This is a genomic window from Proteus cibi (assembly GCF_003144405.1).
GTDB classification, from domain to species: Bacteria; Pseudomonadota; Gammaproteobacteria; order Enterobacterales; family Enterobacteriaceae; genus Proteus; species Proteus cibi.
This window is the reverse complement of sequence record NZ_PENW01000013.1, coordinates 16,187-39,350: the sequence shown is the minus strand read 5'-3', so window position 1 is coordinate 39,350 and position 23,164 is coordinate 16,187. Positions and strand designations below refer to the sequence as shown.

Annotated in this window: 18 protein-coding genes; 1 reads left to right on the top strand and 17 read right to left on the bottom strand. The window is 37.9% G+C overall.

Annotation, left to right across the window (positions count from 1 at the left end; all coding sequences use genetic code 11):
• Positions 1–6: 6 nt before the first annotated feature.
• The 17 genes from icmH to DK865_RS07440 form a co-directional block, all read right to left on the bottom strand.
• Complete coding sequence (gene icmH, locus DK865_RS07520) at positions 7–762, bottom strand: type IVB secretion system protein IcmH/DotU (RefSeq protein ID WP_023581423.1); 756 nt, start codon at positions 760–762, stop codon at positions 7–9.
• On the bottom strand, positions 755–2,113 hold the full coding sequence (gene tssK / locus DK865_RS07515; RefSeq protein ID WP_109391586.1) for a type VI secretion system baseplate subunit TssK: 1,359 nt from the start codon (positions 2,111–2,113) through the stop codon (positions 755–757). The genes icmH and tssK overlap by 8 nt, the downstream gene beginning before the upstream one ends.
• A gap of 2 nt (positions 2,114–2,115) precedes the next feature.
• Positions 2,116–2,670 carry a type VI secretion system lipoprotein TssJ gene (tssJ, locus tag DK865_RS07510; protein ID WP_036912344.1) on the bottom strand — a complete coding sequence of 185 codons (555 nt, stop codon included), beginning with the start codon at positions 2,668–2,670 and terminating at the stop codon, positions 2,116–2,118.
• A 1-nt stretch (position 2,671) separates the two neighbouring features.
• Positions 2,672–3,913, bottom strand: a complete 1,242-nt coding sequence (tagH, locus tag DK865_RS07505) for a type VI secretion system-associated FHA domain protein TagH (RefSeq protein WP_109391585.1) — start codon at positions 3,911–3,913, stop codon at positions 2,672–2,674.
• A gap of 4 nt (positions 3,914–3,917) precedes the next feature.
• Positions 3,918–4,967, bottom strand: a complete 1,050-nt coding sequence (gene tssG, locus DK865_RS07500; protein ID WP_109391584.1) for a type VI secretion system baseplate subunit TssG — start codon at positions 4,965–4,967, stop codon at positions 3,918–3,920.
• Positions 4,931–6,715, bottom strand: a complete 1,785-nt coding sequence (gene tssF / locus DK865_RS07495) for a type VI secretion system baseplate subunit TssF (protein WP_109391583.1) — start codon at positions 6,713–6,715, stop codon at positions 4,931–4,933. The genes tssG and tssF overlap by 37 nt, the downstream gene beginning before the upstream one ends.
• A gap of 1 nt (position 6,716) precedes the next feature.
• Positions 6,717–7,154: a type VI secretion system baseplate subunit TssE gene (gene tssE, locus DK865_RS07490; protein WP_109391582.1), complete on the bottom strand. Its 438-nt coding sequence runs from the start codon at positions 7,152–7,154 to the stop codon at positions 6,717–6,719.
• A 5-nt stretch (positions 7,155–7,159) separates the two neighbouring features.
• On the bottom strand, positions 7,160–8,638 hold the full coding sequence (tssC, locus tag DK865_RS07485; protein ID WP_109391581.1) for a type VI secretion system contractile sheath large subunit: 1,479 nt from the start codon (positions 8,636–8,638) through the stop codon (positions 7,160–7,162).
• 20 nt (positions 8,639–8,658) lie between these two features.
• Positions 8,659–9,156 (bottom strand): type VI secretion system contractile sheath small subunit, encoded by a 498-nt coding sequence (tssB, locus tag DK865_RS07480; RefSeq protein WP_023581416.1) that lies wholly within the window; start codon positions 9,154–9,156, stop codon positions 8,659–8,661.
• Between the two features lie 745 nt (positions 9,157–9,901).
• Complete coding sequence (locus DK865_RS07475) at positions 9,902–10,387, bottom strand: hypothetical protein (RefSeq protein WP_109391580.1); 486 nt, start codon at positions 10,385–10,387, stop codon at positions 9,902–9,904.
• Positions 10,388–10,496: 109 nt separating this feature from the next.
• Complete coding sequence (locus DK865_RS07470) at positions 10,497–10,985, bottom strand: hypothetical protein (protein WP_109391579.1); 489 nt, start codon at positions 10,983–10,985, stop codon at positions 10,497–10,499.
• A gap of 396 nt (positions 10,986–11,381) precedes the next feature.
• Positions 11,382–11,660: an RHS domain-containing protein gene (locus DK865_RS07465; RefSeq protein WP_109391578.1), complete on the bottom strand. Its 279-nt coding sequence runs from the start codon at positions 11,658–11,660 to the stop codon at positions 11,382–11,384.
• Positions 11,661–11,855: 195 nt separating this feature from the next.
• Positions 11,856–12,185, bottom strand: coding sequence for a hypothetical protein (locus tag DK865_RS07460; protein WP_109391577.1), 330 nt, complete (start codon positions 12,183–12,185; stop codon positions 11,856–11,858).
• 2 nt (positions 12,186–12,187) lie between these two features.
• The gene (locus DK865_RS07455; RefSeq protein WP_109391576.1) at positions 12,188–16,711 is read right to left on the bottom strand and encodes a DUF6531 domain-containing protein; all 4,524 of its coding nucleotides are present in this window, start codon (positions 16,709–16,711) and stop codon (positions 12,188–12,190) included.
• A 14-nt stretch (positions 16,712–16,725) separates the two neighbouring features.
• On the bottom strand, positions 16,726–17,730 hold the full coding sequence (locus tag DK865_RS07450) for a DUF2169 family type VI secretion system accessory protein (protein WP_109391575.1): 1,005 nt from the start codon (positions 17,728–17,730) through the stop codon (positions 16,726–16,728).
• 9 nt (positions 17,731–17,739) lie between these two features.
• Positions 17,740–19,860 (bottom strand): type VI secretion system Vgr family protein, encoded by a 2,121-nt coding sequence (locus DK865_RS07445; RefSeq protein WP_109391574.1) that lies wholly within the window; start codon positions 19,858–19,860, stop codon positions 17,740–17,742.
• A gap of 101 nt (positions 19,861–19,961) precedes the next feature.
• Entirely contained in the window at positions 19,962–20,480 is a 519-nt protein-coding gene (locus DK865_RS07440) for an Hcp family type VI secretion system effector (protein WP_023583738.1), read from the bottom strand.
• 975 nt (positions 20,481–21,455) lie between these two features.
• Between DK865_RS07440 and DK865_RS07435 the strand changes: the two genes are divergently transcribed.
• On the top strand, positions 21,456–22,871 hold the full coding sequence (locus DK865_RS07435) for an NAD(P)/FAD-dependent oxidoreductase (protein WP_023583739.1): 1,416 nt from the start codon (positions 21,456–21,458) through the stop codon (positions 22,869–22,871).
• The last annotated feature ends 293 nt before the right edge of the window (positions 22,872–23,164 follow it).

Sequence of the window (23,164 nt, the reverse complement as noted above, 5' to 3'; positions counted from 1 at the left end):
GGCGTCCTAGCTAAGAAGTGTATTAAGCTGTTCCAAAATATTGAGAGTTTGATGTCTCAATCTAGAAGCATAAACTGTGTAAATAATCGTGGCGAAGATCAGCGAGCCAATGGCGATATAACGAACACCAAAACGTTGTCCTAAACGATATTGATGCGATTTACTGCCGTTTTCTTTGTATAAAACAATGGGTTGAGATCCGCCTTTAAGTTGTTGGATCTGTTTTTGAAGTTGGCGAAGTAATTTATTAAAGTCATCTCCATAGCCATTGCTGACTTTATAGCGACCGCGATAGCCAAGGCATAAACAGAGATAAATAAACTCTAATAAATCGAGGTAACGTTTAGGCTCACCTAATAAGCGTTCTATTAATACGAAAACCTTTTCACCCCCCCATGATTCATTATGAAAATGAACTAATAGGGACTGTTTTACCCAATCATTATCTTGATCCCAACCGAGCTCTAACGCTGCCTCATCAATAAATGTGCATAACACATAGCGGAATGAAACAATGGCACCCGGTTCATAGCCGTGAGTCTGAAGTTGTTGTTCAATGGCTTGAATGTCAGTGACCACTTGTTGAAAAAGCTTTTCTGATAGCGCAGTTGCTGACATGGATTTCATTCTGATCACCATACCCAGCAATGGTGTTGCAACATCAATCATTGGATTGATGTTGTTGCCACGTAATGGCAATTGATATGATTTATGGCTCACTTTTTTTTCAGCCAGCGCTTGTATTAATGATAAATCACTCATGTTGTGTTCCACTTCTTATTGCCCAAAGTTGAATATCAAGTTCAGGGAATTGTCCGGATACGTGGAATGCAATATTTCCGTGTTTCTGTATATCTGCCCATGACTCGCCTTGAGGATCTAGGCGGAAATAGGTATAGCCTGAGTGATATGGCAATTGACGAGGTGCAGTTGATAACGGAATAAAGCCAACTCCGGGCATTTGAACACTCACTAAATCACGAATTTGATTTACAGAAGTGACTTTTGCTTGTTGTGCGAATTGACGACGCAGTTGCTCTTGAGGTAGTTGAGCGCGCACCGCAATAATAAATTCTGCACTTTGCAGAAGTTGCCTGTCATGAATTGTCGCAACACGAATACCGTGCTCTTGTTTTTGCAATGGAATGGGTACCGCTCTTGGTGTTAGAACGACACTTAGCGCTTGTCGAATGGATTTAATCAGAGGTAAAAAACCCGATGCCAGATCATAATGGCGATAAATCGGTAACTTATCCGGCAAACGAGAGCCATTAGTGAAAGTTTGAATTTCACCATTAAATTGAAGTAGCTCTTTAAACAGTTGTTCTGGGTGAACGACAGTCTGTTTAGATAAATGTGAAAATTGAGGATAAGCGCGATTGAGTAGCTGTAACATCATAAATTCAGCAACATCGGCAATACCTTGTTGACCGGGAGAACCTATACGCTCGGCTATTTGGCGTCCTCGCTCAAATAAAGCACCTTCAACTTCGGTCAAAAATTCAGCCAAAATAGGGCAGATTCTTGAGTTTAAGCAGGTAGGAATGTAGTTTTTATCCAGAATTAAACGGCCATCAGCGCTAATTTCTCTTATTTTGCAAATTGGCAACATGACGTAAGCGTCTAGCTCTGTTTTTCCTAATTTCAAAATAGGATTAAGCTTTGCAATATTAAGCTGGCTGATATCCCCATTCTCAGTATGTAAATCACGTACTTGTGTTAATACATCGCTATAACGGGCTAATAAATGATTGCCATTATGGGAATGAGAGATTTCACTGACGGTATTGTTTTGTAACGGCAGTGCTAAATAAACCACATTGTCACTGCCTTCATTGATTTGTGAAATATCAATAGGTGAAGGAAGGTTATCTTGTTGTGGAATAGAAAACAGCGTGCCATCAGGCATAATACCAGTGGCTTCTTTAAGACCAATACGACCAAGGTTTAATAATTCAGTATTCAGCGTCAGTTGGCTTAAACCATAGTAATGAGCGTGATAGGTTTTTATCAGCGTTTCAATAATATAATCTTGGTAACGCTGCTGTTGCTGAAAATGCTGAGGTTTAATAAACAACCCTTCATGCCATATCACTTTATTTTTCGTAGACATTGTTATTGATCCTCTTCTTTTCTAAATTCAATTTCATTTTCTTTGATATGGACTAGCAGAGTATAATGATGACCAATCCCATTGATTTTTAATACTTTCTTCCATTGAGTAATATTGACATCAGAGTAATAGGCAATGATCCCGATATACTTATTTTTTTTATCTAGCTCAATGGGATCGAGCGGTTTATATTGATCGGGTAAAAGGGTGTAGTCTTGATGATCGATATAATTTCGCTTTAATAGCTTTTTCAGATCGCAATCTTCTTCAATAATTTGGTCTTGATCTAAAGAGGCAAAGATCGAATCTTCATTCATATACACGATTTGTAATTGAACCGGTGTTGCCTCGCCTTGATGGTTAGGATTGATTTCAGGCTCTGCTAATAACGTGAGTGAGACAATTGAAGGTTGCTCTTTTTCTTTACCTACAGGTGTTGATGGGTCCCACATGACTTTGCCTATTTTTGATATGGCTTCAATAGGGCCACTGCACCCACTGAGTTGAGTGGCTGCAAAAATAAAAAAGAGATAAGTCATGAATGTTTTTATCGACATATCACACCTCATCAAGCCCTTTTCTTAAGGCTCGGTCATAAGCGTGGGTATAGACCTCATAAAACAGTTTCTCAAAACCTTGTTGGCGAGATGATGCTAACTCATTGTAATAATTGGTATACATATCCCAAGCCCAAGCGCTATCACTTGGGGTGTTGTCGTAGCTTCGACGATAATGAGAAAACCGTTTTAATAAATGCTCTGGAGAGAATGCTTCTAATAATGTGGCTAATGCAGCGGAAATGGCTTCTTGATTAGCATGATAATGCAATTGGACGTTATGCAAGCTTTCTGCGACAGCAGAAGGTGCAGATAAATGTACTGGACTACGTTCATCCGTAAACATTAAACGCATTACACTGTCATATTCATTATTTAAACGAAGCGGATTATCTTCAATTGGGCGTAGCTGTTTATCTTGTAAATTTTCTTGCTGTTGTAATGCTAACAAGCCTTTAATTGCAGATTGTGTGGTTTTGCCTAATTCAATAAGAAAATCATTCGCTTGCTGTGAGTTTTGTAAATTAAGGTGTACGCCCAGCCCTTTCATTAATGGATTAATGGCGACATAGTCTACGTCTGTATTTGTTTCATTATCTTGAGAAATTATTTCTGGTAAATCCATAAATTCCTGAACCATGAGAGCTCCCTGGTTATCTGAACGAGGCGAAGAAAGAGAGTAATGATGTGCGTTAGAAGATGATGTTTGAATAAGCGCTAAGCTTTCGCTCTCTAGAGCTTTTAAGGGATCATGCGTCATTGAGCCAGAAACTGTCGGCGCTAAAGGCACAGGATTTTCTGTTTTATGGAGAGAAAGGGCGTTTTTTTGTAGCAAGGGATCTAGTGGATTGTCATCCGTCTCGACCAACGATTGTGGCGTCATCGCCATAAGATCTTGCTTATTGTTTTGTGTTAAATTGATATTAACGGATAAAACTAATTGCCCAATTTTGACTTGATCGTTTTGAGATAAACAGACTGCTCCAATATGAACGGGGATCAGCGCGTTATTAATATAAACAGGTTCAACCAGTGTTTTTAAACAAAACTGTTTATCTTGCCAAGCGATAGCACACTGTGTGGATGCAATAGATGATTGAGTATCTTGTATTACCCAGTGTGATTGTTTACTGCTGCCAATCGTGCCACCAAGTTGTGTGAATTGACTATTTGGTAAATAGCCACTTTCAAGCAACTCACTATTGATTAAGCGAAAAGAGATTGTGGGTAAATAGTTATCCATAATATTATTCCAAAATAGTCATTGTCACACTAGGATTGGCTTCAGGGTTTCCTAGAAAACTTTGCCAACCTAATTGATTGTGTTGTTCTTTACCTAAGCAGATCCCATTTGCCTGTTTGTCTGCGATACGCAGGCGTAAATCCCACGCAAGTTGTTCATGCATGATGTAAGAAACAAAAGTAATAAGTGACAAAAAGTCTTTGCCATTGGGAAGAAACGACATATAACGATCGAGTGGTAATTCACTAATTTCAATCGTGCATTTACCATTGCAATCATAGATATGAGATCCAATATTAAAGTTCTCACCTAAAATCATTTTTGGGCGTGATTTTTGTCCTGCATGATGGGCAACAACACCTAAACGGTTTTGTTGATCTTCAGGAATAGGGATCTTGCGTATTTCCCATCCGATTAATTCAACTTTTTCTAAATCAAAACAGTGAGAAATTAAGCTACAAATCACATCAGGAGAGCGGCTCGGACTGGCTAGTAATCCGGCATAAGCCAGCATTTTGCTGTGGTTGATATTCATCATGCCACGATTGGCTTCGCTTCCTAGTCCTACCAAAGAGAACATATGACGAGAAAATGCGTCGAGTCCACCATCTTCAAAACAGATGTAATAGCGATACTTACGCCATATACGATGGAGTAAAGTCACTAAGCGGTGATTAAATAGATTAAGATAATCTGTTAATTGATTGGCTTGTTGAGCATCTTCCCATGCGAAATGGTCAAGGTAATAACCCGGCAGTGGCGATTGACTACCATGTAACCCCAAAAAAGAGACTTCTAGATCAAACTGACCTTTTTCATCTTGGCGTAATGAAACGACATCACGAGTTGGAAATGCTGTATTAGCGCTTGATCTAAACTGAATAGCGTCTTCATTATTCAACGCTGTTTTTTGAAAATGCAGTTTATTAAGCAATTCAACTAATTGATAGAAGCTATATTCAGTAACAGATTTGCCCGCTTTTTTATTTAGCCAGCGTTGTATTTTCTCAATATCTGTTATTTGAGTATTTGCTGGTTTATTTTTGCTGGCCAAAGATAAACTTCCTTATTATCTAAATTAATGACTTCCAATTCGTGAAACATATTAACGCTGGTATAAAGAGTGAAAAATTGTGCTAATACAGAACAAAATAGATACATTGCCCCTTCTGAAATAAAAGCATTTTGATGTATCGATAATGTTGTTTTTACCCCTCTTACAGGCAAACCTTTATATAAATACTCAATAGACTCTGTTTTTAAATTTGTGATTGCATCGAGGCATTTTTGAGATTGGCGAGCCGATTGTTGATAGAACGTCGCTTTAAAATCATATAACTGTAAAATTTGTTTGAGTGCAGTTAAGCTTAATAAAGATTGATAATTAATCGATAAATTAGTAAGTTCTGACCAATACAACGTATTTCCTAATAAAGGATAAAGTGCTTTTGTTGGTTTAATTATATTACTGGCAGATAAAACACCGGAAATAACACTATTTTCATCAAGCTTTATCGAATGAGAAGATAATGAAGAAGCTAATGTACGATTAGTACAGTTCATCGATACTGAAATACTTTCTTCACAGTTTAGTAAGTCAGGTTCATTATTCCGCACAAATGACAGGGTATGCTGATAACCATAATGTGATTTATGATGTGCTATTTTTAAACGGTAATAACCCGTTCTTTCCGGATTTTCTTGATTATTTTGATGATGAAAACTTTCGAAAGCCGTGTAACGTGTACTATAAGAACGCTGATTCGGAATATAGCGTAAACCTTGGATCGTATTTATTGAGAAAATATCATAACAATCTTGTTTTTTATGACTTTTATTTAGAACATATTCGGTTTCTTTTCCCGTTAAATTTATCGCCTCACTTTCCGATTCAAATAAATTAACAGCGGGTACGCAATTTATCTTTATGCAATCCTCCGTGATCAACATGGCTTCTGGAATATCGCTATCAAATTGAATGGATAATGTAAAAGCATCTGAGATCAGCGCGGGAGGAATATCGTCTAATCCCTTTATGGCGAGAGATAAAAAAGCTTCAGGAAAACAAAAATATTCCTGTAATAAGCGATATCCTTCATAGCTATTTTTAGGATAGGGTAAAAGAGAGTCTTCAGCATGAAAGCCAATAGGCTCAACAGCAAAATGCGTTAAGATAAATTGATGCTGATTGGTTGTTATTTTTACTTTTTTGACTTTGCTATTTAATAAATAAAATAACTGCGTTGTTGTATAAGAAAGTCCATTAAGATAAATACACAATTTCTCTAAGCCAACTGTTGATAGTGACTGTAATTGGTTTAGAGAAAAATGAATATCCAATGTATCTTGATTTTGAGTCACTCGTGTTATTTGTATTGGAAGTACCCATAAATCACGACACTGTGTAAATTGGCATTGATGCCAATTATCTTCATCATTTTCAGCTAATTCATTTTGAATATAGAGAGGGCGGCTAACAAAAGGTTGCTCCTTTGCTATTTTAACCGCACATTTTTGAGTGGCTTCAGTACGATACTCCATAACTGTCATGCTAGGAAATGGACGCGCGTAAGCAGGCCATAGCATATTGACTAAACTGTTTGTTAGTTCAGGAAATTGTCTATCTATTTGTTCTCGTAGGTTACCTGATAAATAAGCAATACCGTCTAAAAGGCGCGCGGCATCAGGATCACGTACCCTTTCAGATATTTGATTAATAAGCTGCGGTTTTTCAGTTGCAACATACTGTTCAAGCTTATCAAGGTAGCTTAGTTCATTATCAAAATAGTGATTTGAAGACATATTAAAATTGTGTCAATTGGTATCTACGGTTGCTGTCTAATTGCACGTTAAATTCAATACGTTGCTTTTGATTTTCTAATAAAATAAAAGCAGTAATATTAAATTGCAGTGACAGTGGTTCTGCTTCATTTTCTATGAAATGAACAGTGACATTGGTTATTCTTGGTTCATAAGTCGTAATACAATCCGCAATAATATTGGATAAATGAACCTTGAAATCGACTCCTGTTAATGTCGCATCGTTTAAATCAGGAATGCCTAAAGCGGGAGTACTTTGGCAACCGAAAGGTCTACTGTTTAAAACTTGATTTAAATTTTGCTTAATTGACATGAGTAACGCTTGGATTTTTGCGCGTTGGGAAGAGCCTACGCTCTTCCCTTGTATGCGCTCAAATAAACTGGAAGCGGGGTTATCTTCCAAATTATATAGAGCTGTCATCGCACTTATTCCTTATCTAAGCGACCAACGAGTGATAATTCAAAGTTTGCACCCATATATTTAAAATGAGGGCGAACTTGAATAGCCACTTGATACCAACCTGGATCGCCATCCACATCAAGAACTTGGATTTGCGCTGAGCGAAGAGGGCGTCTACTACGAACATCTGCTGGTGGATTTTCTTGATCCGCAATATATTGTTTTAACCAGATATTAAGCTCACGCTCAAGATCTTGTCGCTCTTTCCATGAGCCAATTTGTTCGCGCTGTAGTACTTTAATATAGTGAGCTAAACGATTGATAATAAACATGTAAGGAAGCTGAGTTCCTAACTTATAGTTAGTTTCTGCTAATTTTCCTTCACGCGTATTAGGATAATTTTTCGGTTTTTGTACTGAGTTTGCAGAGAAGAATGCCGCATTATCACTACCTTTGCGCATGGTTAAGGTGATAAAACCTTCTTCTGCTAATTCAAATTCACGTCTGTCAGTGACTAACACTTCTGTTGGGATCTTAGTTTGTAATTCACCCATCGCTTCAAAATTATGAACAGGTAAATCACTTACGGTTCCGCCACTTTGAGGACCAATGATATTTGGACACCAGCGATATTTTGCAAAGCTATCATTAATACAACTTGCTAATAAGAAAGCGGTATTACCCCATAAGTAATGTTCATGATCTTGTTTCACATCTTCAGAGTAATTAAATAACTTAATTGGATTCTCAGTCGGTGAATAAGGTAATCGCACTAAGAAACGAGGTGCTGTTAAACCTAAATAACGTGCATCTTCAGATTCTCGCAGTGAACGCCATTTCGTATGAGCAGGACCTTCAAATACGGATTTCAAATCTTTGATCGCAGGCAATTCAGCATAACTATTAATGCCTAAGAAATTAGGTGAAACGGATGAAATAAATGGCGCATGAGCCATTGCACCCACAGCACTGACGTATTGCATTAATTTCAGATCAGGCGTGGTGTTATTAAAGGCATAGTTACCAATCACTGTTGCGACGGGTTCACCACCAAATTGACCATAGCCTGATGAGTAAACATGCTGATAGAAACCGGATTGTACAATCTCAGGTGAAAACTCAAAATCTTCTAATAGCTCTTCTTTTGTCGCATGTAAGATATTGATTTTAATATTTTCACGGAAATCAGTACGATCAACCAGTAATTTTAATGAACGCCATGATGATTCAATTTCTTGAAATTTTGGTGCATGTAAAATTTGGTCAACTTGCGCACTTAATTGAGTGTCTAGCTCAACAAGCATTTTATCAATCAGTAACTTATTGATTGGTTCTTCTTCAGATGGGTTAGCAAAAATATTACTAATAAACGCAGCAACACCTTGTTTGGCAATATCATAAGCTTCGGTTTCTGGCGACATTCTTGATTGCGCCATAATTTCATCAAGTAAAGAACCGCCAGACGTTGTCACCTGCTCTTGTGATGCTTCATTAACTAAAGACATAAGGTCATCCTCTGTAAACATTATTTTTGGCTAGCAATATCGAGCTCTTTGAGTAACTGTTCGCGTGTGGCTTCATTTTCCAGAAGCTCTTGCAGACGTTTTCTAAAAGCAGGGATATTGCCGAGAGGACCTTTTAGCGCAACGAGCGCTTCTCTTAGTTCTAATAATTTTTTTAGCTCAGGAACTTGGCGTGCAATACTATCTGGAGAGAAATCTTGTAGTGATTTAATCTCTAAATTGACGTTAAGATCAGACTCACTTTTTTCATCTAGTGCATTTGGAACGGCAATATTAAGATTAATACCTGCGCTTTCCATAACAGCATTAAAGTTGTTCTGATTAATTGAAATGGTTTTACGATCTTCAATGGGTGTTTCTTCCGTCTTTCCTTTCATATCGCCCACAATAAGCATATTTAAAGGCAATTCGACTTCGGATTGAACACCACCATCATTAGGGATGTATTTAATATTAATACGTTCTTTGGGCGCAACACTACCAAGAGTATTTTTACTCATTTAAACTAAGCTCCTTATTTAGCTTAAGTTCTTAATTAAATACTCAGCGTCTTGATGAATAATTTAAATTAAGAAATACCTATCCTAGGCAATAATATAATTACCTTATATGAGTTTAATTTTCCTGGTAGAAATAAAATAATAACTAAAAATAAAATAATAAGTAATTTTTTCTAATATATGCATTTAGTTTTATATAAAACCGCTCTTGAGTCAATAAGAAATATTTAACGTTCTTTAATTTTCTTTACAGTTAATTAGCGTTGAATTTAATTTAAATATAACGATTTAACTTTATAAGTAAGTTTTTTCATCTATTTTACTCATATTATGCAACTTGATAGGAATAAATTAATTCATATTTAATTTAAATTGCAAATATGAAAAATAGAAATTTCATTGTGAATTATTTATTTTGACTATGCGTATCTTATTGATGTTTAATGATAATTTTATTTATGTTATGGTGGTTTAAATCGTTTTATTTTTTTAATTAATCTTTTTTTATGATGAAAAATAGAACAGAATTATAAGTGATAATAATGTTACATAGCGTTATTGTTATGCTTGAAATTTAAATTTAATATAAGGAGGTGATGTTAAGTGAAATTATTTAATAAAAACAAAAAAGAACTCTTATGTCACTTTGAATATGATTGATAAAACGTGGAATAAAATATTATTTATCTATAGCTTCTAGAGATAATGTTATTTTACTTAATAGAGGATCATTTATTCGTTATTATTATCTTTTATTTCGTTTATGGAATGCTTTCCACTCGATGTCATTATTGAAATTTGAACGATAGTGGCAAACGATAGACCCTGAATAGTTCCACGGATCGTAAGAGACACCGATATGCATTTTTTGACTTGTTATCGGGAGCTTCATTCCGGTTTCTTGGTGAAACCATTGTTTTAGATTGTGGGTTATTTTCCCTTTAGGGTTATTTTGTATTCCATCCATTAATTTTTCGGGTGCTAGATGCCATGAGCTTAGTAAGGCGTTTTCATTTGAGGTGAATGTAAAATTAACGATTAAAAACAGCCGACCGTATTGGTTTTTAGCCTTACCTAAAATTAATCGATAAGCGACAGTTTCACCCTGTGAGTGAGTTATCCATTTTTCCCAAGGGTAAAGGGAAGTTATGATATCATTCAGGGTACAGGTTGGGGTTAAGTAAATATCGTTATTTATAATAATCGTATTGTTTTTTGCATATTTAATCATAGAGCATCATAAGGTATTTTTTCGCTAATAATTTTAATGTAATTTAATCAATAAAGAATAAAATTGCTATGAGGCGTATCTTAAAAAGTAATGGTGAGTAAAATAATGATTAATTAATGATGATATCTTGATTAATAATGGAAATATCATCATTAGATAAATCTAATGCAATGTAAAAGTTTAAAGTTGATTGAAAGTAAATTATATTTTCTTTTCGTTCTATACTTATAAATGGGTTTGATGTTGTTGAATATAAAAACCATAATATATTATTATTTATATCTGTTTTTACAATAAAACCATCACTGCCCATTTCACCTTCACCACATAATAGGGTGTATTTATCATCAATCAATATTTTGTTATTGATTTGAATTTTAGACCAAAGTTCATCGTTACTTTGAAGTAAATTATCGACAGTTGTTTCACCGTTGTATGAAAGGAAATACTCCTTCTGATACGAATGTATCAATTGAGAATTTTCAATAAAACCAATGTCGATAAATCTTATCAATCCAGAGGTTGCATAAATAAGATCTAATCCGATTAGCTGATTATTTATCCATTTGTTTTTTAGTGTATTAGTCGACTTTTTCATAATTTATAGAGTATTAAAAATAACGGTTTGGAAAAGTTTCTGATAAGTGTTTTTTATAAAATTCTATTTTTTTTTGATTTTTTATGTATCTAACAAAACTTTCACTTTGAGTAGATCCTATAACAGAGATGATAACAGAGTTGTGATATAAGAGTTCAAGATATTTATCTTCAACTGTACTATATAAATTTATAAGGAAACCACTATCAATATCTATTAATTCTATAATCAGCAAAAAAAGATCCATTTAAATTAAGCTACATATTAATTGAAAGAATTTCATCACATTTTTCTTTAATCTTATAAATTCTGTTTTCCATATTAATCCAATGATTATTTATTAAGAATAGTTTTATTATAACTAGATAATATCACAATGGATTAAACTTATTGGATTTAATGGCATTCGGTATATTCGGGGTCGTTATCAGCATAATTATCATGGGATTGCCAAAACGCTATTTGCCCCCAGGTATTTAACCGTCCCGTCCAACTGACAATGCCTTTTTCACTAAAGATTTCTCGCGGAGTGCCTTGGTGGTCAGTCACCATATAATGCAGTTTTCCACTTTGATAACGGGCTGTGGGAGTGATTTCATTGGGTTGATAGAGCCACTGAATTTGTGAATCATAAGCGGGTGTACCATCAGCATAAATCGGGGTTTCTTGCACCATTTGGTTGCCAGAGAACAAAGTGATTTATAAATGATTTTTTTAAAAAACTATAAAATAAGCTTATTGTTAAAAGGTTTAGTTGTAATAATGAAAGAAAAAATCAAGATATATTATACGATGTGATTAAGCTATGAATGTGAAAGTTAATTATCATATTTATAGCTTAATTTTTTCATTTTTATCAATATTTTAAATTCACTGTGGGCCATCCCATTCTAGATTTTTTTTTAAGTGTTCTGGAACAATGCTAAATAGCTTTTTTATATCGTCTTGATGGGAATAATAATTGACACATTCTTCATTGTTGGTTTTTTCTAAATAGAATCTAGCTTGATTGTTCAGGAAATATATATCATTAGATGTCATTTCCTCATTAGCAATAAACATTACTACATTATGTAATAGCTCTGCCTCATAATAACATGATTTATCGAACGCCTTTCTTAAATAATGACGTGTTTGCACGTTCCTTATATAGGAAAGTGTTCTCCATAACATATTAGAATATATCTCAACTTTTTTCATAATTAAAACCTTAATTTATTTCTTAATTTACCAAAAAAATCTCGTGATGGCATTGGTCTAGCATCTACAGGTGGTGAGATTGTTTTAGTCCATTGCCCATCATTTATTAATCTATTAATATATTTAGGATCACCTGTTTTTTTATATATTTCCTGAGCTGCTGCCATTCTATGATGCCCTTCACCAATATAATAAGTTCCTTTAGAATCTAACCAACCGCCAATTCTTTTTTCCTCAAACTCAAAGGTTCCATTAAGCATATCTCTTTTTATACCATCTATTTGTTGGGGGGCACGCAGTCCTTCTTGTGTACCTTTTATTACTGGTAGAGGACATGGAGTCAACCCAAACGGATCTACCCATCCTGTTGGACAATGCACATACCCATACGGATTAAAGCCACCTAATAATCCAATGGGGTCAGGCGAAATATATTGCCCAGTGTCCTTATCATAGTAGCGAAAGCGATTGTAATACAAGCCACTTTCTTTATCTTCATATTGTCCCGCAAACCGAAAATGGCATTCAGTATATTCAAGGTCGTTATCGGCATAATTATCATGGGATTGCCAAAATGCTATTTGCCCCCAGGTATTTAACCGTCCCGCCCAACTGACAATGCCTTTTTCACTAAAGATTTCTCGCGGGGTGCCTTGGTGGTCAGTCACCACATAATGCAGTTTTCCACGTTGATAACGTGCCGTTGGGGTGATTTCATTGGGTTGATAAAGCCACTGAATTTGTGAATCATAAGCGGGTGTGCCGTCGGCATAAATCGGGGTTTCTTGCACCATCTGGTTACCCGACCATAAATAATCGACACGTTGAACACGTTTATCTTTAAAGGGCGAATTTAACGGTGGTGTAGGGCGATTATCGACTACTTTGTGTTTACTGAGTCTTCTGCCAAAAGCATCATAAGTATAACGCCAGCATTCCCCCTCGGGATTAAAACAGGCAATAAGTTGGTTCAGTGTATTCCATTGGTAATACCACGTTTTCACCCGAAAACCGTGTTGATGAACCACTTTTTGCGTTAATCGACCATTACTGTCGTAGTGATAATCTTGATAACCTTTGGCAGTGATACGACGTGTGACTCGGCCTTTTTGTTGCTGTTGCGCCAGTTGTAAAAACGCACCTTGTGCATCAGACGGAATAAATTGATGTTCGGTGATATTGAGATTGTTATCGTACTGGAATTTTTCGCTTTGGCGTTCAAACTGGTTGCTGTATTGGGTTTCAACAATTTGGTCGTTAGTGTTATAGCGATATTGCGTCCGGTTCCAGCGAGCATCGTCGATATTGACCAGATTAAAGGCTTTATCGTATTGATAACCTCGGTGAACATCGGTCGATATTGGCGGTTGAAGCGGATTATCGTGTAATGATTGTAAAAAGGACTCCGTTCCTCGGCCTGCACGTTGATGGGCTAATAAGCCAGTGGCGGTGTAATGGCTCGAATTAGCAAACCCTGCTTGGCTTTGGCGTAAAAACTCTTGCCCTAAGGCGTTGTAGCTAAATTGCAAGGGCGCATGTTGATTGACTTGCAGTGAGGTCAGTTCATGGAGTTGACCGAAAGCATAATGAAGTTCACGCTCACCAAAGCGGGTTTGGGTGAGGATATCGTGTTCTTTATCCCATTGATGCTGAATCTCTTGTCCGTTTATCCGTTCACAACACAAATGCCCTTGGTCGTCATACTCAAATTCCACCGCTGAATCGGGATTGGTTGCTTGAATAAGCTGCAAACGTTCATTGTATTGATACGTGGTGGTAGAAAGGCATTTATGCTCAATGCCATCAGCCAGCCAAATGCTTTGTTCGGTGACTAACCCTGTCTCATCATAGTGATAACGGAGTTCATGATTATCGGGATAACGAGTCGCAATACGTCGCCCTAAGCGGTCGTAACGGTATTGAATTTCACGTCCTGCAAAATCTACTTCACGAATGATTTGACCGGCTTTATCACGCTCATAAGAATAGACATCGCCTGTGGCGTTGATGACGTTTTTCAGTCGTGTGAGTGAGTCATATTCAAAACGAATTTCCGTGCCATCAGGGCGTATTGTGGCGAGTAATAAATCAAAGGGACCATAGCGATAGCGTGTGGTTTTGCCTTCGCCATCGGTGACAGCAACAACTCGACGTTCGCTGTCATATTCAATATGTTGATGAATATCATCAGGCAGTAAAATATCGCTGAGACTGCCGTTAACACCATCATGCTCTTTGCTGTACTGATAACGAGTGGTGTGGTTTAGCGCATTGGTGACTTGCAGTAAGCGACCTAGCTCATCACTTTGGTATTCGGTACTGTGTTGATAAGGATTGGTGCTCTTTATTAATTGATTCGCTTGGTTATATTCATACTTCCACTGTGCACCATTTGGCTGAATAGCTTTAAGCAGTTCACCATGTTGGCTGTATTCATAGGCTTGTTGGCGACCTTGCGGATCAGTGACAGTGGTTAAATTACCTTTGTCATCGTAGGTCAGTTGCCATTTATCGCCAAAGGGGGAGATATATTCTATTAACTGACCTTGAGTATTATATTGATACTCAATGGAGCGCTCATCAGGAAAGGTAATTTGTGCAATATTGCCATCATAATGATAGAGATAAGAAGTCGTTTGCCCTAATGCATTGGTTTCACTTATTTTTTGATTGTTATGCCATTGTGTTTTGGTTTCTCGCCCTAAGGCATCAATCGCATGTGTAACGAGACCTGCATCATTATAATAATAGTAAGCTTGCTCCCCTTCATCGTTGAAATAGGTGGTCATCTTATGAACATCATCATAAATAAAACCACCACACCAATAACCGGAGGGTGAGCTGTTTTTTATCGCTCTGCCATATTTGTCATATTCAAGGTAATAATCCGTTTGGTCTGTATCATGCCAACGAGACATAAACCCTTCGACGGTGTATTCATGCCATAAGTGATTCTGCTGGTAGGCATTACATTCACTTAAATAACCTTGTTTATCATACTGACAAGTGACTAAAGGCTGAGAGATAACCTTATTGGCTAAGGTGATCTGGCTTAATTGATGAGAATGGTAGTCCAAATAAAGCGCTGTAATACCATTACGTGACACAGAGATTAATTGATGTTGTTCGTTATAAATAAAATCAATGCGTTGATGATTATTATCTGTAATGGCGGAGAGTCGTCGATAAGATCCCTCGATATGGTTGAAATGATGCGTCAACTGGGTGCGATTATCGAATAAACCAATGTTAGCCTCTATATCACCAGAGAGCAGAACATGGGGATAATAAGTATTACGGATATTGAGGTGAGTATCTGTATAAGGATAGGTGATTTGCGTCCCTTCCTCATTGTGATAAATAATATTATCCGATCGAATTTCTAAGAATATCGACCAGTTATCTGTCCATTTGGGACCAAATAAGCCGGATGCCGTACCTGTTGAACGATAGGTTCGTTGTAATGAAAGGGGCAACAACCCTGAAAGAGAGAGCACTTCCCAAACTTGAATAAAATCACCTGTGGCAACGTTCACAGGATCGGATTCACAGACCGCTTTATTGTTGCAGGATTTATTGGGTTTTATATTGGCACTGTTTTCACCTTGCGGTTTGGTTAATACCGTGACTTCTTTCGGCGGAGGTGGATCTTTTCTAATCAGTCGAGGTAATGCTTTAATGCCATTTTGTAGTAAGCCAGCTGCCGCTTTGGTGAGAAAAACGTATTCACCCACTTCTTCTATTAAGGCACCTGATTTTTGCGCTTGGTTGTCGTACTCAAGGCGTTCAAATTGGGGTAAATTTTCTTCTTTGCGCATTTCATGAGCAAGTGACGTCATTGTCTCAGCGTATTGTTGTTTCCCTTCTTCTGACATAAACCATGTCGCGGGGCCATAGGCTTGCGATCCCATTTGATAGGAGGCACTGACGGCATTGGCTTTGGCAACGGTTTCAACCAACCCAATTAAACCATTTAAAAAGCCTTTCCCTGCGCCTATGGTGGTATCGGGTAAGTTTTTTCCACCGATTAATTCTGCTTCATGCTCTGTATCGTCTATCAAGTGCTTCAGTTCTCGATAGGTCATCTGGTCTGGGCGTTTTTTTTCTTGTGGTGCTTCAGCAGAAATTTCCGCGGCGTCATTGGCTTTTTGTAGGGCTTTTTCTTCAGAATAGAGGCGACCCGGCACATTATTGTTGTTCATCATAACGTCAGAGCCATGAAAAGCCGCCGATTGCCCACAAAAACGCACTGTTGGTGAGCCACTAGTAATAACGCAGTTTCCACGTCCTAAACTGGTGCCTGAGACAATGCCAGAGCCTGCGTTGCCTTGTGTTCCTTTAATCACACTGCCTACTGTTAATGTTGGTACACCATTCACGCGTACCGTGGAAACATAAGTTTCTTCTGCACTGAGTTGTTGAAAACTGTCAAAGGGAACAACAACATTGCCCACTTGGCAAACATCAGGGCCTGTGGCAATAACGCAGTAATCGGCATTTTTATTCCCGACGATTTTTTTTGTCATGAGTAATATCCTTATTACAACTTATAAGCCTGAAGTTGTAGCGTGCTTTCCGTCGTCGAGATCAATTGGCGATAACGCCAAGTGAGATATAACTTTTGTTCATCAAGTGATACACATATTGTGTCTAGCGCTAATAACTCATAGGGCGCTTTTGAATGAGACAAATGAGGAATAGCGACAAAACCAATATGAGGCAAAGTAAGATCTACATGAGGTATTTCAGCAAAAAAACCGCTTAGTGAGAGGGTTTCATTGCCCACAAAAAAGCCTTGTTGATGCTGATCTTCTGGCGTACTCATCAAGAAATCAGACTTAAAATCATCAGGATAATAAGGCTTTATTTGATTGAGCCATTTGTCGTTATAGGTACCTGCAAATTGTGAGCGTTGTTGCCACCAACGGCTATATTGCCCATAGCCTGCAACATTCCACGGTTTATTCAGGTGGAATGCCTGTTCTGAAAAGGGAGAGTGAATTTGTGGAGCTGGGTATTGAAGCGCTTTATCAAGATAACGACTCTCATACCAACCTAAACCAACGGGGTTTTTCTCATAAGCTTCTTGAAGGCTATTCTTGCCACCATAAGCATTCTCATAAATAAGCGGTAAGGCGGAAATAGGCTGTGGAGTGCTTAATTGCCAATCATGGTGATGTTCCCAATAACGAGGACCACTGAGGGTTAATTTTTTGTGTATTTGACCGATTGAGAGCTCGGTTTCCCACTGAGCTAAAGGCGTTTCATCTAATGTTCGGGCGGTACCCACAAGATAAATTTCAGCATTAGGCTTATAAGACACAAGATCTGTTTCGTGCAATAAACTGCTATTTTCAGGCGTTGTGCGGTAAACATCCGCCATAATGAGCGGTTTTTGCTCATCCGCAATGTCACATCTGCCCGTGAGAGGATCAAAATCACAAGTCACTTTTACCGCAATAGTTTGCCAATGCTCATCGTTATACCCCAGTTTTTCAAAGGAAAAATGAGGAAAAGGAGTCTGGTTAATCACGTGTGTTAGCATCCGAAACCCCTAGTTGATATCGACATCTTTGCCCGTGATCTGCACCGGACCTGAGGCTTCAAAGCTAAACTCTGTACCATTAATAGTGATATGGCCTGCGCTATCCATTCTTAACACGCTGGCACCGCAACGCAGTTCAAGGGCATCGCCTGCATCAATCGCTAACGTATTACCCACACTGATTTTTTTATGTTGACCAACCGATTCAGTGTTATTTTCATTGATGGTTTCAGTGCGATTCCCTTTCACCACCATCTCTTGATTTTTATCGATAATTTCAGTGTGGCTATTAAGGACATGCGTGCTGCGATTGTTGAGCACCACGGTATTCATATCCTTCTGCGCATGAATAAAAATCTCCTGCTTACCACCCGCATCTTCAAAACGCAGTTCGTTAAAGCCGTCACCTTTATGGGTTTTGGTTTTGATTGTGGTGCGGGTCATATTTTCAGGGAATTTCAACGGTGGCGCATTACGCCCGTTATAGGTGCAACCCGTGATAATTGGTCTATCAATATCGCCATTTAAATAAGAGACAATCACCTCTTGCCCGATACGGGGTACGGCTGAAAAGCCATAGCCATTACCATTCCACCCCATTGCCACACGCACCCAACACGAGGCACTGTGATCGGGTTTACCATAGCGATCCCAATGAAAATAGACTTTTACTGCACCCACTTCGTTGACGTAAATCTCTTCACCCGGAGGGCCTACCACCGTGGCAACTTCATCGCCATCGGCAGTGGGTTTGTAATGATGTGGCGGGCGCCATTCTTGCGTACCGGGAATAAATTCGACGCTATTAGACAGTTGAGTCCCTTCACCACCGCCATTATCTGCTAACGGCTGTACACCATGATGTGAAACTTGAATAACTTGCCAGTTATCATTCATCTGCAAACTAGGGTGGTTGCTTAACGAGAAAATCTTACCCGGCATTAAGGCGAAACAGTTGGTACTGGCGCGTCCAACACGACTGCCGTTGCGCAGTTGTTCAAAACGAATGGCGGTGAAAGGTGCTGCTTGAGCATCTTCTTGAAAGCGTCCATAGCTTTCAAACACACTATGCTGACCGCCTTTCTCTAATTTGGCTTGATGGGCTAACGGGTAAGAAGGACGGATAAAGTTATTGTCTTTTTGAATGGTTTCATCCACACAGAGATATTCGCCGTATTGCCATGTGGTCGCTGTGCTATCCGTAATATCGCTTTCCGCTTGCGGGTTATAGGTCAGGTTAATGCCCGCCGTCATCCCCATATGTTCATCGCTATAAAACAGTTGGTTCTCTTCAAACCAAAAGTTAATCCCTTCTTCAAAGGCTAAACGACACCAAAACGCATAAGCGGATTCCCGTTTTTGCGTGGTATAAGGGCGTTTTTGGTGTAAATCATCCCGATAGAATTTGCTGTCTGCTTTAATATGGGCTTCTTCTAACAGCGTTTTTAAAATCTCAGGCACTTTTTTATGCTGAAAAATACGGCTGTCTTGATTCAGGTTCATTACCCACATTTCAGGACGAATATCAAAGTGATACCACGTTTTTACACCATCAGTATTGCCTTGCACCGCGCCGGCTAATATTCCGCGCACGGTGCGGATTTCTTTACCGTTGCGTTTAACGGTTAACGAGGACGCGACACCTAACAGCGACTGAAAATCGATAAAAGGTAAGGTGGTCACCGCACTAATAGAGAGCGAAAATAAACGTGATAACCCTTCATTTAGATTAAATTCCGTCACTTGAAAAGTGCTTTCAGGTAAGCCGGCAATTTGGCAGGTAAACACTAAACCCGAAGGTGATACCGCACCTAATAGCGAATCTAACAGTTGTGCATAGGCTTTATTTTTAGCCAAGCCTTCAGAGAAGGTGAGCCCGGGCATATCGTCGCTTTTTATTCCCTCCGTAAAACCACCGCCAGGAATAAGCGCTGAGGCTTGAGAGGCCATTGATGAGGCTTGCGAAAGCCCTTGTTGTGCCGTTTGTGCTGTGGCGAGGGCTTGCTGAGTGGAGTCTGAAAGTGTTGATGTTGCTTTAGCCATCGCTAACGCTTGCGCTTTGTCGAGCGCCTTCTTTTTTAATCCACCAAGTTGAGAGGTCGAATTATTATTTTTATCTTTCGCAAACATCATCCGCTCCAATATCCACTGAGCAAGCTACCGCTTGTTGTATCCATCAAAAAAACGCAAAGAAACACCTACACACCAAGGCGTGTAGGTGAAAAGAAGGATTAACCTTCGAGAGGGGCGCGCCAGTCGTCAGAGCCTGAAGTGCCTGCAACGGTGTGTTCCCAATCAATTTTGCGATAAGACAGGGAAACTTCGATTAACTGAGTAAAGTCCGATTTAGCGGGATCTTGACAGTGAGGCATTTGGCAATCGATGTTGACGATAGTCGCATCGGTTAATGTGGTGGTGAAGAAATGCTCTTGTTTCCCTTCAACCGAAGTGCGATACCATTTTAAGGTGATTTTCGGCAGCATTTCGCCCGACGCTAAGGCGTTATACAGCAGAGGAACCGCTTTATTTAATGCTACGGTGAAACGGAAGGGTTTATGAGCACGTTGACCAGAAGGCTGACCGGATTGTGGATCAGTCGGGACTGTCACAACGTGAGAGAATGCTTGCACCAACATTTCATCTTCGTGACCTTGAACATAAATATTACCGACGGATTCCGCGGTAAATGCACCCGCAGTGATGTTACCTTGAGTTTTCCCTTCGATAGAGATATAGCATGGAGTTGGCATGGCAAGTCCTTAATTTACAGTGAATAATCGTTTATCAACAAAATCATTTTGTTGAAATCCTTTCGATAAAAATCAGCCAGTGCGCACTGCGATTTGATAAGAGTAGCTTAAGTAATTTCAAAAAGAAGTAAAGGAAGGGGCAGAGAGAAAGGGCGTTGTATCCTCGTAGGATAAGTGACTTTGCGTAAAATAATTGTTCACACGATATTTACTGCTTTCGAATCTTATAATAAGTGTATTTACTTACATTATTCACTTTCGTAAATGTCCGAAATCTCGCTAAAGCCAGTCTGTTCTAATGTACATGGATTTTTAATATGTAACAAAATGTGTATTTTGTTTCAAATTGTAACAGCGTTGATTTGTAAGGGAAAAATCATGCTGTTTTTATAATTGTAATGTAAAAAAGATTTATTTTGATATTGATTTAAAAATGAACACTTAAAATTTAGTTATATAGAGAGATAAATATCACTATAAGTGTGACCATTTTAACTACCACCTTATTTTCCTCTGAATCAGCATCCAATGACCAATCCATTGTTATATTTCTGATTATTACCTCCTTTTTATATGCTCAATTTATTGTCTTACTAATATTGGTGATCTTGTGGATTATTTGTTAATCAATTTATTTGATTTAACTTATCTATTTGTAATTTGAATGAGTTATAAACCCTTGTTTAACAAATGGGTCGCAGATCTTTAATAGTGAAAAATTTTATATTTTGATGAAAAGGGCAATAAAACAACTAGCTTAATATACTTTTATTTTACTTAATGCACTTAAATAATCGATAAAAATCAAAATGATGATTAATCGCCTTTTTTGTATAAGCAAATTAAATAATACGGGTTTTTAAGAAAAAAGCAGATGAAGTGATTTACAAATACTTTACTAATGGTTTACAAATGAAATAAGATAGAGTGATTATTTTAATGCTAATAATTCATTGAGTAAAAGGAACGTGTAAAATGGCGATATCAAGAAGAAAATTTATCATTGGTGGAACAGTAGTGGCAGCCGCTGCTGGTGCGGGTATTCTGACACCAATGTTAACTCGCGAAGGGCGTTTTGTCCCGGGTACGCCAAGGCATGGCTTTGTTGAAGGCACTGAGGGTGCTTTACCAAAACAAGCTGATGTCGTTGTTATTGGTGCTGGTATTCTTGGTATTATGACAGCCATTAACCTTGTAGAACGTGGTTTATCTGTTGTGATTGTTGAGAAAGGCAATATCGCAGGTGAGCAATCTTCAAGATTCTACGGTCAAGCAATTAGCTATAAAATGCCGGACGAAACATTTTTATTACACCATTTAGGTAAATATCGCTGGCGTGAAATGAATGCGAAAGTCGGTGTTGATACCACTTATCGTACACAAGGTCGTGTAGAAGTTCCTCTTGATGAAGAAGATTTAGTCAATGTAAGAAAATGGATTGATGAAAGAAGTAAGAATGTTGGCTCAGATATTCCATTTAAAACTAGAATTATTGAAGGTGCTGAATTAAATCAACGTCTTCGTGGCGCGACAACAGATTGGAAAATTGCGGGTTTTGAAGAAGATTCTGGTAGCTTCGATCCAGAAGTTGCAACCTTTGTTATGGCCGAATACGCTAAAAAAATGGGTGTTAGAATTTACACTCAATGTGCGGCTCGTGGCTTAGAAACACAAGCGGGTGTGATTTCTGACGTTGTGACTGAGAAAGGTGCAATCAAAACTTCTCAAGTTGTTGTTGCTGGTGGTGTTTGGTCGCGTCTATTTATGCAAAACCTCAATGTTGATGTTCCAACACTGCCTGCATATCAGTCTCAACAATTAATCAGTGGTTCACCAACGGCACCGGGGGGTAATGTCGCTTTACCGGGCGGTATTTTCTTCCGTGAACAAGCGGATGGTACTTATGCAACTTCTCCTCGTGTTATTGTGGCTCCAGTGGTGAAAGAGTCCTTTACTTACGGTTATAAATATCTGCCATTATTGGCTTTACCTGATTTCCCTGTGCATATTTCTTTAAATGAACAATTAATCAATTCATTTATGCAATCAACGCATTGGAACTTAGATGAAGTTTCTCCGTTTGAGCAATTTAGAAATATGACTGCATTGCCAGATTTACCTGAGTTAAATGCTTCATTAGAAAAATTAAAAGCAGAATTCCCAGCCTTTAAAGAATCGAAATTAATTGATCAATGGAGTGGTGCAATGGCTATCGCACCAGATGAAAACCCTATTATCTCAGAAGTTAAAGAGTATCCAGGCTTAGTGATTAATACTGCAACAGGTTGGGGGATGACGGAAAGCCCAGTATCAGCAGAATTAACAGCGGATTTATTACTGGGCAAAAAACCTGTTTTAGATCCAAAACCATTCAGCCTTTACAGATTCTAATTAGGCAAAAATGCAAAAACCCTCTTAATCGAGGGTTTTTTTGTATATTCTTTATTATTACCAAAATTATTTTTTTGACTAATTTAAATTATAAATTAATATTTTTATACGTGTGATTTTTTAATAAATAACGAGTGTTTTATTCTGATAAAACTGTAAGCTAATGAAAATAAATGACAAAATTCATCAGTAATTTAAAAACAGACGATGAAAATTAAATTTCATTAATTAAGATGGATTTGTTTAAATAAATATTTATATATATTTTTAATAATAAAATCTATTTTCAATGT

What these genes read in the sequence shown, in the direction of transcription:
- DK865_RS07450 (WP_109391575.1), bottom strand. Translation starts at nt 17,730, where the DNA reads ATGCTAACACACGTGATTAACCAGACTCCTTTTCCTCATTTTTCCTTT.
- DK865_RS07460 (WP_109391577.1), bottom strand. Translation starts at nt 12,185, where the DNA reads ATGAAAAAAGTTGAGATATATTCTAATATGTTATGGAGAACACTTTCC.
- DK865_RS07465 (WP_109391578.1), bottom strand. Translation starts at nt 11,660, where the DNA reads ATGGTGCAAGAAACCCCGATTTATGCTGATGGTACACCCGCTTATGAT.
- DK865_RS07435 (WP_023583739.1), top strand. Translation starts at nt 21,456, where the DNA reads ATGGCGATATCAAGAAGAAAATTTATCATTGGTGGAACAGTAGTGGCA.
- tssF (WP_109391583.1), bottom strand. Translation starts at nt 6,715, where the DNA reads ATGTCTTCAAATCACTATTTTGATAATGAACTAAGCTACCTTGATAAG.
- tagH (WP_109391585.1), bottom strand. Translation starts at nt 3,913, where the DNA reads ATGGATAACTATTTACCCACAATCTCTTTTCGCTTAATCAATAGTGAG.
- tssJ (WP_036912344.1), bottom strand. Translation starts at nt 2,670, where the DNA reads ATGTCGATAAAAACATTCATGACTTATCTCTTTTTTATTTTTGCAGCC.
- icmH (WP_023581423.1), bottom strand. Translation starts at nt 762, where the DNA reads ATGAGTGATTTATCATTAATACAAGCGCTGGCTGAAAAAAAAGTGAGC.
- tssB (WP_023581416.1), bottom strand. Translation starts at nt 9,156, where the DNA reads ATGAGTAAAAATACTCTTGGTAGTGTTGCGCCCAAAGAACGTATTAAT.
- tssC (WP_109391581.1), bottom strand. Translation starts at nt 8,638, where the DNA reads ATGTCTTTAGTTAATGAAGCATCACAAGAGCAGGTGACAACGTCTGGC.
- DK865_RS07455 (WP_109391576.1), bottom strand. Translation starts at nt 16,711, where the DNA reads ATGACAAAAAAAATCGTCGGGAATAAAAATGCCGATTACTGCGTTATT.
- tssK (WP_109391586.1), bottom strand. Translation starts at nt 2,113, where the DNA reads ATGTCTACGAAAAATAAAGTGATATGGCATGAAGGGTTGTTTATTAAA.
- DK865_RS07470 (WP_109391579.1), bottom strand. Translation starts at nt 10,985, where the DNA reads ATGAAAAAGTCGACTAATACACTAAAAAACAAATGGATAAATAATCAG.
- tssE (WP_109391582.1), bottom strand. Translation starts at nt 7,154, where the DNA reads ATGACAGCTCTATATAATTTGGAAGATAACCCCGCTTCCAGTTTATTT.
- DK865_RS07445 (WP_109391574.1), bottom strand. Translation starts at nt 19,860, where the DNA reads ATGTTTGCGAAAGATAAAAATAATAATTCGACCTCTCAACTTGGTGGA.
- DK865_RS07475 (WP_109391580.1), bottom strand. Translation starts at nt 10,387, where the DNA reads ATGATTAAATATGCAAAAAACAATACGATTATTATAAATAACGATATT.
- DK865_RS07440 (WP_023583738.1), bottom strand. Translation starts at nt 20,480, where the DNA reads ATGCCAACTCCATGCTATATCTCTATCGAAGGGAAAACTCAAGGTAAC.